Genomic DNA, 16,888 nt, shown 5'->3' with positions numbered 1-16,888 from the left:
TCATTTTTTTCGTTTTGGGAAGTATCCGTTTCTTAAGTTGATGGATGTGGGGCAGTACTCCAATATGCTTGGATTAAAATCATTGCAAATAGCTAAAAAAGTGATTGCTGGAATAGAAGTTATGCATAGGATTAAAAAAGGACAAACTCCCCAAGGTGAGAAGTCTGTCCAAAAACAGATATATCTTATCCATGATCTCTTTGGTTTAACAACATAAAATTCAATTCTGCTAGGAATCTTTCAATAGTGAATTAGAATAATGATCTAATACTTGCTAGGACAGTAAGTATACCTATAATAATGACAAATACATTGCTCATTTTCCCTTTGTATTTAGCTAGTACTGGTACTTTATGGATCGCATACATTGGTAATAGACATAAGATAGCAGCAACTAACGGACCGCTAAGGGCATCAATGAGTCCAAGAATACTTGGATTTGCATAAGCAACATACCAGCATGTTAATACGACAAAAGTAAGGATCATTGTCTTAACTGTTTTTTCTCCTATATCTTTTCCGCGTGTTTTACTGGACTTGATAATCATGTCACGCATTACCTCATATGCTCCTAGATAATGGCCAAGGAAGGACTTTGTTATGGCCATAAAAGCAATGATAGGAGCTGCAATAGTGATTATAGGCGAATTAAGCTCATTAGCAAGATATGATAGGATTGACAAGTTCTCTTTTTTTGCCATCATAAGATCATTTGGAGTCAAACTCAAGGTACTGCTCCAAACAAAGAACATAACAACAGCGAATGTCATGATATAACAAACTTTTTGTATTTGAGCACATTTGGCATCAGTAGCTTCTATTCCATAGGTAGCTCTCTGTTTCATAACAAATGACGAAATCATAGGAGAATGATTAAACGAGAATACTATGATTGGTAGTATCATCAATATCGTTCCCAAATATCCTGTTCCTGTTGAAGCAGTAGAAACACTTGAAAAACTAAGCATTGACGTATTCCACTGTGGAATCAAAGATATTGCGATAAAAAGTAGAGAAGCTATGAAAGGATATACTAGCATGCTCATTATCTTTACAGTGATATCTTGACCAAAATTTAGTATAGCTATAAGACCGAGTACTAATACAAGCGATAAAATGGCCCTTGGAGGCTCCGGCATGTGCAATTGATGCACGATAAAACTACTTGCAGTATTTGTAAGTGCAACCGAATACATCAGCACGATCGTATAAATTGAGACGAAATATACTATGTTAAAAATGCTACTTGCCTTATTTCCGAAATACTCTCTTATTGTACCTGTAATTCCCTCATCAGCAGAATTGGAAGCGTATATCATTTTAGCAAGCGCCCTATGTGAGTAATACATAACAGGATATGCAAGTATGGTAATTAACAGTAATGATAATAAACCACCTGAACCTGCATTAATAGGTAAAAAGAGTACTCCTGCTCCAATTGCTGTTCCAAAAAGGCTCAATGCCCAGGTAGTATCCTGTTTATGCCACTTTTTAGGGTCTGGATATTTCTCATTTTTTACTGCAGTATTTTCAGCTTGAAATTCTATTGTTTTTGCAGTATTCCCATTCATATAATAATTCCTCCTTGTATCTTATTCTTACGTCTCTTTTTAAAGCTTAGGAATATAGACCATTCTTGAAAAATGAATTGCTTACAAGATGCATCGCATCGTGTGTCCTTCTTCTAAGTTGATCAAAATCGAAAAATTCGCTAGTAATCAACCTGATGAATTTGTTAGCGTTTACAAAACATTTTAATTATATAGTAGTATATTTTAATTGTATAGTAATATATTTTAGTGAGAATTGCTATCCATATACAGACATCCTTAGGAGAACAATAGAGAATAGAATTGTTAACTATTTCACAATATTTCCAATAACTGTTTATTGCTTTGGTTGTTTCTCTCCAAAAATTTTATTTTTAATGGCAATCCCTGTAGGTGTGGCCGCAATTCCGCCTAAACCTGTCTCTCTTAATTCGCGAGGCATCTGTCTTCCAACTCTATACATCGCTTCAATAACTTCATCAGCATTGATGATATTGTTTACGCCGGCTAATGCGATGTCCGCTGCTGCTAAAGCATTTGCCGTTCCAATGGCGTTTCTCTTTACACAAGGAATTTCTACCAAACCAGCGACCGGATCACAAACTAAACCGAGTAAATTTTGTAATGCGGTTGAGAAAGCTTCAGAAGATTGCTGCGCTGTTCCTCTGGCAGCTTCTACCGCCGCTGCAGCCGCCATTGCTGAGGCACTGCCTATTTCAGCTTGACATCCTCCGTACGCTCCGGAAATACAAGCGTTATTTGCGACAATCGTTCCAAATAACGCTGAAGTGAATAGAAAATGGATCATATCTTCATGACTTAACTGCAACGTATCTTTTATACTAAATAGGACTCCCGGGATCGTCCCGCTCGCACCTGCTGTTGGAGTTGCACAAATAGCCCCTAATGAAGCATTTACTTCATTAACACCGATAGCATTTTGAATCCCTAACACCATCAAATCTCCAGAAAGAGTTCTTCCATTTTCTCGATATTTTTTTATTTTAACAGCATCACCTCCGGTTAAACCGGTCGGAGAAAATACCCCGTCGCCCTCGATACCTTTGTTTGCGGAACTTTCCATAGTCGCTAAATTCTTTTCCATTTTACTCCAAACTTCTTCATAAGAAGTTTTAGTTTGTTCAATTTCCTGTTCGATTGCTAATTCATAAATTGGCTTTTGCCTTTTATTAGCTGCATCTATAATTTCTTTTATAGACATATACATATTTTTTCACCCCTTAATGTAACTAAAGAATAATGATATTAGCTATACTGCTTAAACTTCTAAGTTCCTTCTGAGCATCACCAGGTAATAGCGAATCCAAAGCGAATGCATATAAATATTTTCCGTTTTCTTCTAAACTATGAAAGTCGTTAATTTCCACATCATATTGTTTAAAGATCCTGCGTAAGACAAATTCAAAGTCAGCTCTTTCGGAAATTGCAATAATAACTGGCAATGGCCCCTGCAGATCTAAGCTAAATCCGTCAATTTCAACATGTTTGACTTCAATTAATCCGCCACCGACCGAAATACCCACCGTTCTAATACTTCGATTTTCATCTTCTAAATATACATCTGCCGTATTTGGATGACCAGCAGGACTATCACCTGCTTTTTCAATAAAGGTAATGTCAATGCCTTTAGATTCTGCTATTTTAATAGCATCTGGCACTTTGCTGTCATCGGTAGCAAATCCTAATATCCCAGCAATAATTGCAAAATCAGTTCCGTGTCCTTTATGGGTTTCAGCGAATGATTCATAATACCTTACCACGACTTTTTTTGGAAGACCTTGAAATAATTTGTTGGCAACTGTTCCAATAGCTAAAGCACCTGCAGTATGTGAACTTGAAGGACCTATCATTACCGGCCCAATCACATCAAAACAACTTTTGTATTTAACAACCTTTTTTTCTTTAATAGATGCTAGATTTCTGTTCATATAAGCACCCCCATAATTTATTATTTTTAATTGCAGTTGAATCTAAGTTATTAGAATGACCAATTCAAAATATGTTCCAGCCTTTATTTTCTGCAATTACATTTTAAGATCTGTCTGATAACGCTTTCATTTTCGTGTTGAATAAATTTTCCTTCTGATCACACACCTTTTGTAAAGTAATCGTATCAGTATGTCCAATTTTAGAAGTTTACTTGAAGGTCTTTAAAATTTTTACGCCAGAACCAGGTTTGATGTTTTCTCTGGAGGTAATAGATTATCTCTCGACGCCTTGATTATAACTTTTATATTTATGAATTTAATGTTTTTTTATTTTTAGAAAGATTGAATAAACAGAATCTTGAATAGAAAATAAATTACACTTGGCATGTAGCAATTGTGTCCATTGTTTGAAGCTGTATTAGTTAGTAGAAAAGCAAAAATAACACAGAGTTCCTTTGATTAACACATTGATTATATTGGGAAATCATTATAAAGATACTTATATTTTCCTTTGTTGAAACATCTTATGTTAGACGTGAAAGCTGTTGTAATAAATAATGAATGTAGATGGAAAGGAATAAATTAAGGAAATATAAAATCCTTTTTTGGTTATTCATTATTAATTATGCATTTATATACATTTTTCAGAAAAAAGGAACATCTTTTTTATAAATCGTGGACATACTGACATTATTACTTTACAAAAGGTGTGTGATTAGTATGGAAAAAGAACAGTGATTTAGGGGTACAGCCGAGATACATGTTTTTTCAGTAACAAAAAGGGTTTTAATTAATAATGTTACGAATTATTTTTGATACGGTATTTCGTTACAACGAACCTAAAAGATATAGAGTGTGTTATTTTTTAGAACTTCATACTAATATAAACGTTCATTTTTGTTACAAAAAAATAATGGTATATTTAATTTTGTGTATTTACATTTGGTTGAATATTCAGTAAAATATAGAAAGAATTTATATAGAAATTTTTGGAAGGTTAAGAGATTTATAGGAGGATCGGGGAGTATGAAAACAATCACAATCCAAAAAATATCAACAGCGATCATTCAACTCATTCTAGCTGTAGCTGGTATTCTTTGTTTAAGTTCACTACCGAGTTTGTTTAAAGGAATGGAAATTGATATAAATAATTATTTCAAAGCTCTTGGGGACTTATGTAAAAAGCTATTAGATTTTTCTCATTTGACATATGGGAAAGGTTTACGGCCGATATTTCCACAAATTCTTGAATTTTATTGGGAGTCTTTAGGATTATTTATGTTGGCACTTGTTATTTCGGTTTTGTGTGCTTTTTGTTTTACATATCTGATTATTCGCTTTTTCTATGAAAAAGTGAAGAGAATGAAGTTTATGTTAGTTATATTAGAATCAATCCCTGATTTGTTCATCATTATGTGTTTTCAAATTGTGGTGCTTTGGTTATTTCAAAAAACGGATATTATGGTGTTTAATATCGCCACGACATGGCAGGAGAAGTCTATTTTGATGCCTGTTGTTTGTTTAAGTATTCCCCCAACAATTATGTTAACCCGTATTTTCTTGCTGCAAGTAGAAGCAGAGCTGCAAAAAGATTATATTGCTTATGCTCGTGCGAAAGGTTTGAATTTCTATCACATATTTCGCCATCATGTGCTCCGTAATGTGTTGTTTTCGATGTTTCATTATTCCAAGACGATTGTATGGTTTATGTTTTCCAACGTGCTCTTTTTGAAATGTTTATTCTTACTATTCTTGCGCTTCCGACAGCGTCTTTTTATGTAGCAAATGAAGTGAAAAAGCTATTTACAACAGAGTTTGTGGAAGCTGCCTCTGTATTAGGCGGATCAAAGTTTCACATTTTACGTAAACATATATTCCCGCAGCTTCGTTCTACGTTAGTCATCTTATTAGTTCAGCAATTCAATAAAGTTCTTCTCGTTTTGGCACATTTAGGAGTATTGAAGATGTTCTTTGGTGGAACAGTTATTGATCACAGTCCTGCGAAAGAACCTCCGCGTACGTTATCATTTGAATGGTCTGGGTTAATTGGGGATAAGTTTCACATGCTTTCTATTCATCCTTGGATTGCGCTCGTTCCAATTATTTTTTTCTCTTTAACAGTCGTTGCGGCTAATTTAATGGTAGTGGGATTGCAAAACGCATTTGAAAAATCAAGTTTGAATGCTTCAAAAGTACAGGAAGTAGAGCATGAGATAGTGGAGGAAAAACAGACTTCTAATTTTTAACTGCACTTGCTTTCTCCCTTTGTTTTAACCTTGCACGTGGCAGAAAAAGGCCCTGACCGCTCCTATGCACGGCCAGTTGCTCTCGCCCCACTCAAAAAAAGAAAGGTTTTTAAGCATAAAAAAAGCCCAATATTTTGTATTGGGCTTTTTGATATGATTAAACACTCTTAGTTGCAAAGTTCATTTCTTTTTGTAATCTTATAAATGAACGGTACATGCCAATTCTCCAAGAGACGATCATCGCAAAAGCAAGTAAGAAGAACATACCGCTTAATTGTCCTAAATCAATTGATTGACTTAAATATTCTTTCATACCGAGGCGGACAGCTAGTAAACCGACTAAAATAAAGATGAATGCTTTAGAAGGTATTAAATAGATGTCTGTTCCGCGTATTTCAAATTTTGATGTTTTAATAAGAAAAATAGAGAAAAATAACCCAACGATAACTGCTTCGAGAATTTCAGATGATGTTAAGCGAAATTCTGGTAAGAAGTACATGCATGCTCCCGTACTCATAAAAAATGGCGGGAGGATAATTTTTTTAAGTGTTACAGGTTTTTTTGCTGATTTTAAGCGAAGGAACATCATTCCAACAGCCATACAAAGAGCAACAATACTCGATAGAACAGCTAAGTTCATGTTTGACCTCCTTTTATCCTTTGAACGATTTTTTTAATAGAATCATAAACCAAACGAGAGCGATACCAATGATCGTATGAGACATTCCTGCAATATGACTTAATCCTTTAAAATCAGCTCCATTGAGTTGAAGAAATCCGCGGGTCGCCATTGAACCAACTGTTAAAACTAATCCTAAATTATAGACGATGAACCACATGTTAAAACTTTTTGCCTCATGGAATGCAAATGATTTTGATAGAGCAAAGGCAAGCAAGAAGAATATAAATCCAAGAACTAGCACATGTGTGTGCAACTTGTATAGCGATGTAGTACCTTGAATTCCTTGCGCTTTTGAATATTCTCTCGCGAATACGCCTGATAATAAACCGATAATTAAATAAGTGAATGCTGCATTATATAACTTTTTCATCATATACCTCCTAGGTAGCATTAGCAATGTTTATTTTTGGATAGTAGGCTTCGATTATTAGTGGTTTGTCATTCCGTATATAAGGCCAGAAATATATGGGATTAGCCAAATGAACCAGACGATAATACTTAGTTTGTGGAATGTTGTCATCATTTTTGTATCTTTTTTGATTAACACAATTGTTGCCCAAACAGCATGGAATAACATAAGTAAAATTGCTGCTAAGCCTGTGATTCCGTGGAAACTGAACAGGGATCCTGCTTCTGCCATTCTTTCCATTAATGTCGTTCCGAGTGTATCACATACGAGTCCGAGCCAGAAAATAACGACATGCCAAGGTTTTAATGTTTTTTGGAATTTTTCACTCCATACGCCAATTGTATAAAAAATGAGTGCAGCTGTAATACATGTAATCGCAGATGCTAACACGTTCATCATTCCTTTCTAACAGTCATGTTCTTTATATAAAGAATGTTACATGAGAATTATGAATAGAATATGAACGCAATATTACATATAAAATTGGCGTAATTATTATATTTAAATTGTATTATGTTGTAAACAAAAAATGAAGAGGTACTTGTGAATAAAGAAAAAACTTTCTTATTCCCTATGTAAATAGGGATAAGAAAGTTTTTTAGATTACTGTGATTTACACTTCGTTTGCTCGTAATAATTTTCCGTCGCGAAGTGTTAAAATACGATCGCATACATCAAGCATTTTTTCATCGTGTGTAATCATAATTGCTGCTTTTTTATTTTTCTTCACTTCTTGTTTCATTAATTCAACGACTTCTCTTGCACGTTTTGAATCAAGACTAGCAGTCGGTTCGTCCGCTAAAATTAAGTCTGGATCATTCATAAACGCACGAGCGATTGCTACACGTTGTTTTTCACCGCCTGAAAGTTGATTTGGATGATGATTCATGCGATGTCCTAATCCAAATGTTTTCAGTAATTGTTCCGCAAATTTACTTGCTTCTTTTTTATCTTCTCCCTTTAACTTAGCGATATACAGAAGTTGTTCTTTTACCGTTAAGAAAGGTACGAGGTTTGCGAATTGGAATATAAATCCGATTTTTCGTAAGCGAATATCAGTCATTTCCTTTTCTGATAAGCTTGTTATGTTTTGATCAGAAATATAAATGTTTCCTTTTGAAGGAGAGAGAAGTGCACCTGCAATGGAAAGCAATGTACTTTTCCCAGAGCCAGATGGACCAACGATACCGATAAATTCGCCCTCTTTTACATCTAATGTAATTGGGTGCAGGGCAGTTACTTCTGTTTCTCCTTGGCCGTATACTTTGCTTACTTGATCAAGCTTTAATAATGACGCCGGGTTATCCCATTTTACTTCTGTTACCATTACATGCCACCTCCGATTGCTTCTAATGCATCTACTTTTAATACTTGATATAGAGAAATTAATGTACCTAGTATACTAATTAAGATAAAGGCACCTGTATATTGCAAGATTGTTGTTGTTGTTAATAAGAACGGCATACTAGCTGGTAGAACAGCTTCTACAGCAAAGATTAAGCCAATGCCGATAATAAGAGCAACGCCAGTTAAAACTATAGATTGTACAACTAATGTATTTGCTAAATATGAGTTTTTCGTTCCGATTGCTTTTAATACACCTAATTGATGTGTTTTTTGTAATGTAATGACATAGAAGAAAACGCCAATTAACAATGCTGAAATGACAAGTAAGAACGCAATAATCATCGTTAATGTTCCTTGTTCTTCTTTATAACCTGGAATACTTTGTAATACTTCTTTTTTATCAACAACTTTTGCATTATCGATTTTTTTATCAGTATTTAGAGCGATTACACTGTAATCTTTTTGATGTGGCAGTGCAATAGCGTCCCATCCATTTTCATTCATGTGAACAACAGGTGAATGACTAAACATTTGATTTTGCGAGAATCCGACAACTTTGAAAGTCTTTTTAGAAATAGGATCTACTAGCTCATCTCCAAGCTTGATTCCTTTTTCCTTAATAGATTCATCAGCAACGATTTCATTGTTTTCTAACGTACCGCTTTTTCCTTCAATCACTTTTGGAGCAATGAATGAATCTTGTTTACTTGAGAAAACAGCAACATCAACTTTATTGGAACTTCCTTCTTTTTCAAAAGTTGATACTTTAATATGCATTGGAACTGCATCTTTTGCATCAACCTGTGCCAATACTTTATCTACATCTTCTTTCTTAATTTGAGAGCGTAACAATTTACCATCTGCATCATCTGATAAAATAAATTTTTCTGCTTTCATTTCGATAAAAGAAGAGGCATTAGCATGAGATAATCCATTTGCTAGACCTGATATGATAAGTACAAGAAATGATAATAACATCATGATTGTACCGATTAATCCGTAACGTAATTTCGATTGTTTTAATTCTTTAAGTGCCAAAAACATAAGATTCGTTCCTCCTTGTTTCGTTCTATGCTCTTATCATAAAGAGGAAATATGAACGGAATATGAACAGAAAGTTACAAAAGACGAGTTTGCAGATTAAGCAATATTTATGAACAGCAGATGAACACGTTATTACAATTGGAAAGAAAACGAAAAGTGTGCCAGGTCGCACACTTTTCATTGTGAACAATTATTTTAAATCTGTTGGAAGTGAAGAGATATGCTTGGAACGCCGCGGTTTGAAAAAAATCAAAATCGAAGGGAGCAGCATACCACGAACAAGGAACGTATCAATTAAAATTCCCATTGTCATTGTTAAACCGAATAGAAAGAGTTCTTGAAGTGGTTGGGTAATGAGTACGCCGAATGTAGCTGCGAGTATAATACCAGCTGATGAAATGACGCCCCCAGTTAAAGCAATCCCGCGTGCTACAGCTTCTTTCCATTCATATTTTTGCGCCTCTTCTTTGATTCGGGATACGAGCATAATATTATAGTCGACCCCTAATGCAATGAGAAACACAAAGGTGTAGACAGGTAGACGATAGCTAATTGAGTCGTAGCCTAAAATATAATGAAAGATCATCCAACCTAGTCCTAGCGTTGCTGAATACGAAAGTAACATGGTTATCATCATTGTGAACGCGATAATGATTGATCGTGATTGGTATGCCAGCATAATGAGAATAAAAATGGAAATGAGTGAGAACGTCACAATCGTATCTATTTCGTTTAAAGATTGTACATCTAATTGCTGCGAGGTTTGCCCGCTATAATGCAAGGAATATTGCTGGGAATCAAAGCCGCTCTTTGCTAATAAACTGTTACTGTTTTCTCGGAGTGTTTTGATTGTATTTAAAGCTGCTTGGTCGTAAGGATTGTCTTGTAAAGTTAATTGCAGTTTGATGGCATGTTTTTCTTCGGATAAGAAGTTTTTTGGTAAGTTCGCATTCGCTAATGCGGAAGTGATTTCCGGTGTGACGGTGTTTATCCCATCTTGTTTTTTCATTGCATTTGATAATGAAGCTAATTTATCAAGAAAGGGTTGGTCTAAGACAATTTCTTTGTCTGATTTCAAAATGACAGTGACAGGTGCTAATTGTCCTGGTGGAAAGTTTTCCTCTAAAATCTCAAACCCTTGCCGCGATGAAATGTCATTTGGAAATGACTTCATTAAATTAAACGAATATTTCATAGATCCAACGTTCAGCGAAGCAAGAATGAGCATAATGAGCAATATACTTGCTGTGATGGACGGTTTTTTCTTTACAAAAGTTCCTACATTTGTCCAGAAGCCGCCCAGCTTCTCTTCTTTTTCGGCTACTTTTGGAATGAAAGGCCAAAATGCTTTTCGGCCTACGAGTGCAAATAAAGCGGGAATAAGTGTGATGCCTCCAAGAAGAATGAACACCATAGCAACTGAAAATACTGGGGCAAAGTTATGATATGCATTAAAAACAGCAAAGAATAATGTCAGCATTGCAACCAGCACTGTTCCGCCGCTGAATAGAATCGGTTCCATTACTTGCGTTAACGCGGCTTGCATCGCATCGTATTTCGAACTCGTCTTTTTTAACTCTTCTTTATAACGAGCTAAGATGAATAAACAATAATCCGTCAAAACAGCAAAGAGTAGAATCATCATAATGGAAAGAGCTTGTTTCTCAACAACGAACCATTCGTTTTGACCTGCCAATCCTAAAATGCGATCAACTACTGCATATACGATACCGGCAATAATTAAGGGAATGACAGCAAGCAAAGGGGAGCGATAAATGATGATTAATATAATCAGAATTAATCCGATTGTTGCAAACATTAATACGAAGTCAGCATTTTTGAACAGCGTAATCGTATCCGCTGCAATTCCAGCTGGACCTGTAACCTCAAGCTTTAAATCTCCGATATCCATTTGTTTTACATGGTTACGAATTTGCTGTAATGTGTCATAAATTTGATCTGATTCTAAATCTTTTGTCAGGGCAACATTTAACAGAATAGTTGTGTTATCTTTGGAGAACATTTTATCTTGTGTGGTTTTTGGGAGTTGGTGAAATGGTAAGGAACTTGCGACGTGTTTCGGTTTATCATCTGAGGAAAGCCATTTGCTAATTTCTGAGATCTTGGCACGTTCGGCCTCAGTGATTGCGGATTTTCCATGAAAAACAAGTAGGGCGACCGTTCCATCTTTGGATGGAAATTGTTCGTCTAGTATCTGCTGGGCAACAGCAGACGGGGTATCTTCATGGATGCTTCCTTCACCACTGCTTGTTGCGTACTTTTTGGCTCCTGGTGCGATAAGACTTAAAACAAAAATAGCCAGAATCCAAGTGATTAAAACGATTTTGGCACCCTTTGGACTACTTATGAAGCGAGCAAGTTTAGGAATCACATATATAACCTCCTCTTCTTATGTTCAGGAAGATTTTAAAATAAGAATATGAACGGGATATGAACAGAATGTTACAAAAATTAAGATTATTTATCCGTTTCGATTTTATGAACAAATAAAGAGGTGGAGTTTGAAATGTTGCGTTATCGTTTTTTTATGCTTATTATATACCTATACGGGTATAAGTGAGGAGGAGAAAAAGAATGAGTAGAAAAATTGTTGTAGTTGGCGGAGTTGCTGGCGGAGCATCAGTTGCAGCACGCTTGCGTCGTTTAAGTGAAGATGATGAGATTATTATGTTTGAGCGCGGAGAGTATATTTCGTTTGCAAACTGCGGACTGCCATATTATATTGGCGGAGTTATTCAAGAAAGACAAAAGTTGTTAGTGCAAACAGTAGAGAAAATGTCCAAGCGCTTTAACTTAGATATTCGCATTGTAAGTGAAGTAATAAAAATTAATAAAGAAGAAAAAACAATCGTGGTGAAAAATGTAGTTACCAATGAAACTTACGAAGAATCTTATGATGTTTTAATTCTTTCAACAGGTTCTAAGCCGATGGTTCCACCAATTCCAGGAATTGAAGCGGCGAAAGCGTTGTTTACATTACGAAATGTACCGGATACAGATCGTATAAAAGGATATATCGATGAAAATAAACCGCGTCATGCGACTGTAATTGGCGGAGGCTTTATCGGCGTTGAAATGGCTGAAAACCTGAGAGAAAGAGGCCTTGATGTAACACTTGTGGAAATGAGCAATCAAGTCATGCCGCCGATTGATTATGAAATGGCAGCATACGTGCATGAGCATATGACAAAACATGGCGTTCAGCTCATTTTAGAAGATGGGGTAGAGGCTTTTGAAGAAGAAGGAACGGTTATTCGTCTGAAAAGCGGTACAAAAATTCATACAGATATGATCATTCTTTCTATCGGTGTACAACCTGAAAGCAGCCTGGTAAAAGAGGCAGGATTGGAACTAGGAGTTCGAAATACGATTAAAGTAAATGAAACGCTGCAAACTTCTGATCCATCTATTTATGCGATTGGAGATGCGATTGAAGTAAAAGATTTTGTTACGGAAACAGAAACGATGATTCCACTTGCATGGCCGGCAAATCGTCAAGGTCGTCTATTAGCGGATATTATTCATGGTCACGCAGATTCGATATATAAAGGAACAATGGGGACATCTATCGCAAAAGTATTTGAATTAACAGCCGCTTCAACAGGCGTGAATGAAAAAGTATTACAACGTTTAGAAATACCGTATGAAGTAGTTCACGTCCAAGCAAACTCCCATGCAGGGTATTACCCAAATGCGTATCCAATTTTATTAAAGCTTATTTTTAATAAAGAAACAGGAGAAATTTACGGAGCGCAAGCTGTAGGACGTGACGGGGTAGACAAACGTATCGATGTGATTGCAACTGCAATGAAAGCGAAATTGAAAGTGATGGATTTACCTGATTTAGAATTATCTTACGCTCCGCCGTATTCTTCTGCGAAAGACCCTGTAAACATGGTGGGGTACGCTGCAAGCAATATAATTGAAGGACTTGTTGATACAGTGCAGTGGCACGAAATTGATGAGATCGTTGAAAAAGGCGGGTATTTAATTGATGTCCGGGAACCGAATGAATTAAAACAAGGTATTATAAAAGGATCTGTGAATATTCCATTAGATGAGTTGCGTGAACGATTACATGAACTGCCAACAAATCAAGAAATCTATATTACATGCCAACTTGGAATGAGAGGGTATGTAGCGGCACGTATTTTAAAAGAAAACGGGTATGAAGTAAAAAATGTCGACGGTGGGTTTAAACTATATGCGACAGTGTTACCAAACCGCGTTGCGCATGAATAGGACGTGATTCCAAAAATTAAAAAGAGGTTTACAAAATACCAAGCAGGGTATAATCTTTAACATAAAATAAGTGAAAGTATGGAGGGGTTCATCCATTGGAATACGGTCAAGATATGAAAAATCGTTTGAAGCGAATTGAAGGACAAATTCGCGGTGTCCTGCGCATGATGGAAGAGGGAAAAGATTGCAAAGAAGTAATCACACAATTGACGGCATCGCGCTCAGCGATGGATCGTACGATTGGATTAATTGTCGGAACGAACTTAGAAAAATGCCTTCGCGAGCAATTTGAAAAAGGCGATACGTCGAATGAAGATGTTATTAAAGAGGCTGTACAATTACTTGTAAAAAGCAGATGAGGCTGTCCCAAAAGCCCCTTTAAATGACTAAAACCCACGGAGAAAATAAATTTTCTTCGTGGGTTTTGCGGTTTTTTAGGTTTTCTTCCTCAAATGAGCGGTTCTTTTCCGCTTGTTTGAGGAAGTTGTGGGCTATGGCGACTAGCCCAAACTCGATTGTTACTTTCGCCAATCCTCTTAATGAGAATCGACGGAACGACCGATTGCCCTTGATGTGACCGAACACGCTTTCTACCTGTTTCTCTACTTGCTTCACCACTTCGGCTAGTTGTACAGATGTGATTTTTTTTACTGATTCTTCTGGATTCATTAGTAATTGTTCATCAAGTTCAATCGCTTCTTCAATTTGTTGAAATGTGAGTTTGATTTTGTCCTGAAGTTTTTCTTCATACTTATCTGTCGCTTTTTTCCATACAAAAGAATACTTATTGGCATTCGCTTCAATTTTTATACCATCCAAAAAGTAATTTTCCATAGATATGTAGTTTTGTTTCAATAATAGTTGAATTAATTCTGTGAAAAGTGGTTTAATCATATCCTTCATTCGTTCGGAACGAAAACGATTGATTGTACGAAAATCAGGCGTCTGTTGTCCTTACGGCACTTTTTTCGGCTCGTGTGTCTTTCTCGCCAAGCCGACAGACAAAAAACAAAGCAATGGTTTTCGACTTGGACTAGCAAGTATACGAGCCGAACCGCTCAGATCTACTGTTCATAAATAAACTCTTACTTAATGTTTTTATGACACTAAAGGGGCTAGCCCCTCGCTTCGCTTCACCCCAGCCTTCGCACTCACACCCAAAAACAAGGGAAAATAAAAAAGAGTGTAGTATTAACTAGTATACTGGCACTCTTTTTTATTTTTCATTACTTAGGAACAGTTTGCAACAACGTTAGTTAGATTAAAAAAGTCTAAAAGTGCACCCTTAACGTCTGAAGCTAGTCCACCTGATACACTATTTAAAGCTTTTTTTAGCGAATCATTTCTAGAAAATCCATTATAACGATATGAATCATATGCTTTTTTGACTTTAGAAACTGCATTTGCAGTTCCTCCAAGTGCTTTAAGTGCTGATTTAACTTTTAATATTTTAGTAAATGGAATTCCATTACTAACAAGTGCTATTCCAACAGCTCCGATACAAGCTGAAGTATTAAATGAGTATTTATTTGTAGATTTAGTAGGAGAAACTTCAGTAAAAACTAAATTTTCTTTATCATCAACTGATACATAATATCCTGTTTTATCTTGTAACCATTTTGCAGTTTTTTGTGGACCTTGTTCTACTACACTATTAGGGATATTTTCAATTGCTTTTAAAATAGTTTCGGACTGATTAAACATTTCGTTATCCATTGCTTGTTGTTTTTCTACTTTTGCATTTTTTGCATTGTTTGTTTCAGCCGCAAAAGAAATACTAGGAACTACAGAGCTAAATAAGAAAGTACCAACTAATACAGGCAAAAATTTTTTCTTAAACATTTACATAACCCCTTTTACATTTTTTGCGCTTACATCATTATATTACCATAAATGTAAAATAAATGGTATATTAAAAGGGTTAATATATAAGGGAGGCGTTTTTATGCTTAAATTTATAAAAGAACAGTTAGCATTAATAGGTGCTTTTTGTTTGTTTATTATTACGATTGTAAATTATACAGTAAGCAATGAAAGAATAACTGGTGTAGTTAGTATTTCATTACTTATTTTTATATTAATCTTATATATCATTTCTAAAAGTAATAAAGAAGTTTAAATTAATAAATTTGCTTTTTAAACGCTTATACAAGCATTTTGAGAGGATTGTTTCAATTCCCGTGTTTTTCTGTTCACACGATAAAAAAACACATAGAAAGCTTTCTGTGTGGTTAACAAAGTTTGTTATCTTCGTCAGCTTTCTCCAAATTTCCCTAATCCTCCTTAGATTTTTGGGAATTTCGATAGGAGGATTTTTTGCGAATTATAGGGAAAGCTGAAGATAAGAAAAAACATAACTTACCGATTTATTTATTTTAGATGTCATTTGTTATTGACATCTTTTTTTATTGTTTTTCCATTTTTTAGGTGCGGGAATTTCCCCACACCCTACCCCTTATAAATCCTTGATATTACTGACTTTTTTCATTTTGCTCTTCTCACTCTTATATATAGGGGTCCCGCCAACCAAATGACATAAAACCCACGATAAGCAAAATTCGACAAATAAAATGATGTTTGTTACACGTTAAGACTATACCAATAACGTTTCTAATGTAGCAAAAATTTTTTTCATATTTTGCTACAAATATCGTGGGATTATCGAAATTTAATTTACAACATAATATCTGAAACGTTGTAACGCTATAAAAATCAACACCTCCCTTAGGTCCATATTCATGTAATCAAGCTTCAATAAAATTTATACCAAAGTCCTACTATTTATTAATTTATACGCCTTTCATCTTAAGTAGCTCTCCCCCAAATGGGGGATTTTAAACCTTATATCTCTAACTTATAATAAATATTGTAAAGGCTTTTAAAATTTAAAAGGAGGGAATTGCATGAAGAATTGGGTTCAGTTTAGATTTGCAAGACCAACAGATAAATTTGAAGAAGTTATAAATTTTTATGAAACAGGATTAGGTTTAAAACGCATAGGGGAGTTTCAAAACCATGAAGGTTACGACGGGGTCATGTTTGGATTGCCTGATGAAGAGTACCATCTTGAGTTCACAAGGCATGTGAATGGAAGCCCCTGTCCTGCACCAACAAAAGATAATTTATTGGTCTTTTATATGCCTAATAAAGATGAAATTGAAAAAATAACGAATCGATTAAATAAAATGAACTACTATGAAGTTGAACCTGAAAATCCGTATTGGATAGAGAAGGGAACTACTATAGAAGATCCTGATGGTTGGAGAATTGTACTCATGAATACAGATGGATAAAATAATCTTTTATAAAGTATTATTTCTGGTGAAAAATAAGAAAATGTAACAAACTTACTCTGTTTTTCGGGGCTGTCCCATAAGTCGGTTTCACCGACTTATGGG

The 16,888-nt window shown here is 35.3% G+C and carries 17 protein-coding genes and 1 pseudogene; 7 read left to right on the top strand and 11 right to left on the bottom strand.

What is annotated here, in order from left to right; all coding sequences use genetic code 11:
- Positions 1-217 (top strand): annotated as a pseudogene (locus V7024_RS14620) (hypothetical protein); the annotation flags it as partial.
- 34 nt (positions 218-251) lie between these two features.
- Here V7024_RS14620 and V7024_RS14615 read toward each other — a convergent pair.
- The 3 genes from V7024_RS14615 to sdaAB all read right to left on the bottom strand — a co-directional run bounded on the left by V7024_RS14615 (position 252) and on the right by sdaAB (position 3,499).
- The gene (locus V7024_RS14615; protein ID WP_335521215.1) at positions 252-1,571 is read right to left on the bottom strand and encodes an amino acid permease; all 1,320 of its coding nucleotides are present in this window, start codon (positions 1,569-1,571) and stop codon (positions 252-254) included.
- A 316-nt stretch (positions 1,572-1,887) separates the two neighbouring features.
- Positions 1,888-2,778 carry an L-serine ammonia-lyase, iron-sulfur-dependent, subunit alpha gene (gene sdaAA, locus V7024_RS14610; protein WP_335521214.1) on the bottom strand — a complete coding sequence of 297 codons (891 nt, stop codon included), beginning with the start codon at positions 2,776-2,778 and terminating at the stop codon, positions 1,888-1,890.
- 22 nt (positions 2,779-2,800) lie between these two features.
- A complete protein-coding gene (sdaAB, locus tag V7024_RS14605; RefSeq protein WP_335521213.1) occupies positions 2,801-3,499 on the bottom strand; it encodes an L-serine ammonia-lyase, iron-sulfur-dependent subunit beta in 699 nt (232 codons plus the stop codon).
- A 1,026-nt stretch (positions 3,500-4,525) separates the two neighbouring features.
- Here sdaAB and V7024_RS14600 point away from each other — a divergent pair.
- Together V7024_RS14600 and V7024_RS14595 are read left to right on the top strand one after the other, a co-directional pair.
- Complete coding sequence (locus V7024_RS14600; RefSeq protein WP_335521212.1) at positions 4,526-5,281, top strand: ABC transporter permease subunit; 756 nt, start codon at positions 4,526-4,528, stop codon at positions 5,279-5,281.
- Positions 5,233-5,745, top strand: coding sequence for an ABC transporter permease subunit (locus V7024_RS14595; RefSeq protein ID WP_335521210.1), 513 nt, complete (start codon positions 5,233-5,235; stop codon positions 5,743-5,745). The genes V7024_RS14600 and V7024_RS14595 overlap by 49 nt, the downstream gene beginning before the upstream one ends.
- Positions 5,746-5,902: 157 nt before the next feature.
- On the opposite strand, the gene V7024_RS14590 is transcribed toward V7024_RS14595, so the two are convergent.
- The 6 genes from V7024_RS14590 to V7024_RS14565 form a co-directional block, all read right to left on the bottom strand.
- Positions 5,903-6,385 carry a CcdC family protein gene (locus tag V7024_RS14590; protein ID WP_335521208.1) on the bottom strand — a complete coding sequence of 161 codons (483 nt, stop codon included), beginning with the start codon at positions 6,383-6,385 and terminating at the stop codon, positions 5,903-5,905.
- Positions 6,386-6,398: 13 nt separating this feature from the next.
- Complete coding sequence (locus V7024_RS14585; protein ID WP_335521206.1) at positions 6,399-6,797, bottom strand: DUF2871 domain-containing protein; 399 nt, start codon at positions 6,795-6,797, stop codon at positions 6,399-6,401.
- A 57-nt stretch (positions 6,798-6,854) separates the two neighbouring features.
- Complete coding sequence (locus V7024_RS14580) at positions 6,855-7,226, bottom strand: HsmA family protein (protein WP_335521204.1); 372 nt, start codon at positions 7,224-7,226, stop codon at positions 6,855-6,857.
- Positions 7,227-7,449: 223 nt separating this feature from the next.
- The gene (locus V7024_RS14575) at positions 7,450-8,163 is read right to left on the bottom strand and encodes an ABC transporter ATP-binding protein (protein ID WP_335521203.1); all 714 of its coding nucleotides are present in this window, start codon (positions 8,161-8,163) and stop codon (positions 7,450-7,452) included.
- The gene (locus V7024_RS14570) at positions 8,163-9,227 is read right to left on the bottom strand and encodes an ABC transporter permease (protein WP_335521202.1); all 1,065 of its coding nucleotides are present in this window, start codon (positions 9,225-9,227) and stop codon (positions 8,163-8,165) included. The genes V7024_RS14575 and V7024_RS14570 overlap by 1 nt, the downstream gene beginning before the upstream one ends.
- A gap of 190 nt (positions 9,228-9,417) precedes the next feature.
- A complete protein-coding gene (locus tag V7024_RS14565) occupies positions 9,418-11,619 on the bottom strand; it encodes an MMPL family transporter (RefSeq protein ID WP_335521201.1) in 2,202 nt (733 codons plus the stop codon).
- Between the two features lie 203 nt (positions 11,620-11,822).
- Between V7024_RS14565 and cdr the strand changes: the two genes are divergently transcribed.
- Together cdr and V7024_RS14555 are read left to right on the top strand one after the other, a co-directional pair.
- Positions 11,823-13,490, top strand: a complete 1,668-nt coding sequence (gene cdr, locus V7024_RS14560) for a CoA-disulfide reductase (RefSeq protein WP_335521199.1) — start codon at positions 11,823-11,825, stop codon at positions 13,488-13,490.
- Between the two features lie 95 nt (positions 13,491-13,585).
- On the top strand, positions 13,586-13,849 hold the full coding sequence (locus V7024_RS14555) for a metal-sensitive transcriptional regulator (protein ID WP_035432943.1): 264 nt from the start codon (positions 13,586-13,588) through the stop codon (positions 13,847-13,849).
- A gap of 19 nt (positions 13,850-13,868) precedes the next feature.
- Here V7024_RS14555 and V7024_RS14550 read toward each other — a convergent pair whose 3' ends face one another.
- Both V7024_RS14550 and V7024_RS14545 read right to left on the bottom strand, forming a co-directional pair.
- A complete protein-coding gene (locus V7024_RS14550; RefSeq protein WP_438824470.1) occupies positions 13,869-14,384 on the bottom strand; it encodes a transposase in 516 nt (171 codons plus the stop codon).
- A 336-nt stretch (positions 14,385-14,720) separates the two neighbouring features.
- Positions 14,721-15,332, bottom strand: a complete 612-nt coding sequence (locus V7024_RS14545; protein ID WP_335521197.1) for a hypothetical protein — start codon at positions 15,330-15,332, stop codon at positions 14,721-14,723.
- 103 nt (positions 15,333-15,435) lie between these two features.
- On the opposite strand from V7024_RS14545, the gene V7024_RS14540 reads away from it, so the two are divergent.
- The gene (locus V7024_RS14540) at positions 15,436-15,609 is read left to right on the top strand and encodes a hypothetical protein (RefSeq protein WP_335521195.1); all 174 of its coding nucleotides are present in this window, start codon (positions 15,436-15,438) and stop codon (positions 15,607-15,609) included.
- Between the two features lie 784 nt (positions 15,610-16,393).
- Positions 16,394-16,783, top strand: coding sequence for a VOC family protein (locus V7024_RS14535; RefSeq protein ID WP_335521193.1), 390 nt, complete (start codon positions 16,394-16,396; stop codon positions 16,781-16,783).
- The last annotated feature ends 105 nt before the right edge of the window (positions 16,784-16,888 follow it).

The organism is Bacillus sp. JJ864 (assembly GCF_036963045.1).
Taxonomy (GTDB): Bacteria; Bacillota; Bacilli; order Bacillales; family Bacillaceae_G; genus Bacillus_A; species Bacillus_A pseudomycoides_C.
The sequence above is the reverse complement of the archived record's forward strand: the minus strand, read 5'-3'. Positions and strand labels throughout refer to the sequence as shown.

Coding starts and splice junctions, on each gene's coding strand:
- V7024_RS14550 (WP_438824470.1), bottom strand. CDS start 14,384: ATGATTAAACCACTTTTCACAGAATTAATTCAACTATTATTGAAACAA.
- V7024_RS14600 (WP_335521212.1), top strand. CDS start 4,526: ATGAAAACAATCACAATCCAAAAAATATCAACAGCGATCATTCAACTC.
- cdr (WP_335521199.1), top strand. CDS start 11,823: ATGAGTAGAAAAATTGTTGTAGTTGGCGGAGTTGCTGGCGGAGCATCA.
- V7024_RS14540 (WP_335521195.1), top strand. CDS start 15,436: ATGCTTAAATTTATAAAAGAACAGTTAGCATTAATAGGTGCTTTTTGT.
- sdaAB (WP_335521213.1), bottom strand. CDS start 3,499: ATGAACAGAAATCTAGCATCTATTAAAGAAAAAAAGGTTGTTAAATAC.
- V7024_RS14595 (WP_335521210.1), top strand. CDS start 5,233: ATGTTTATTCTTACTATTCTTGCGCTTCCGACAGCGTCTTTTTATGTA.
- V7024_RS14615 (WP_335521215.1), bottom strand. CDS start 1,571: ATGAATGGGAATACTGCAAAAACAATAGAATTTCAAGCTGAAAATACT.
- V7024_RS14590 (WP_335521208.1), bottom strand. CDS start 6,385: ATGAACTTAGCTGTTCTATCGAGTATTGTTGCTCTTTGTATGGCTGTT.
- V7024_RS14575 (WP_335521203.1), bottom strand. CDS start 8,163: ATGGTAACAGAAGTAAAATGGGATAACCCGGCGTCATTATTAAAGCTT.
- V7024_RS14535 (WP_335521193.1), top strand. CDS start 16,394: ATGAAGAATTGGGTTCAGTTTAGATTTGCAAGACCAACAGATAAATTT.
- V7024_RS14570 (WP_335521202.1), bottom strand. CDS start 9,227: ATGTTTTTGGCACTTAAAGAATTAAAACAATCGAAATTACGTTACGGA.
- sdaAA (WP_335521214.1), bottom strand. CDS start 2,778: ATGTATATGTCTATAAAAGAAATTATAGATGCAGCTAATAAAAGGCAA.
- V7024_RS14585 (WP_335521206.1), bottom strand. CDS start 6,797: ATGAAAAAGTTATATAATGCAGCATTCACTTATTTAATTATCGGTTTA.
- V7024_RS14545 (WP_335521197.1), bottom strand. CDS start 15,332: ATGTTTAAGAAAAAATTTTTGCCTGTATTAGTTGGTACTTTCTTATTT.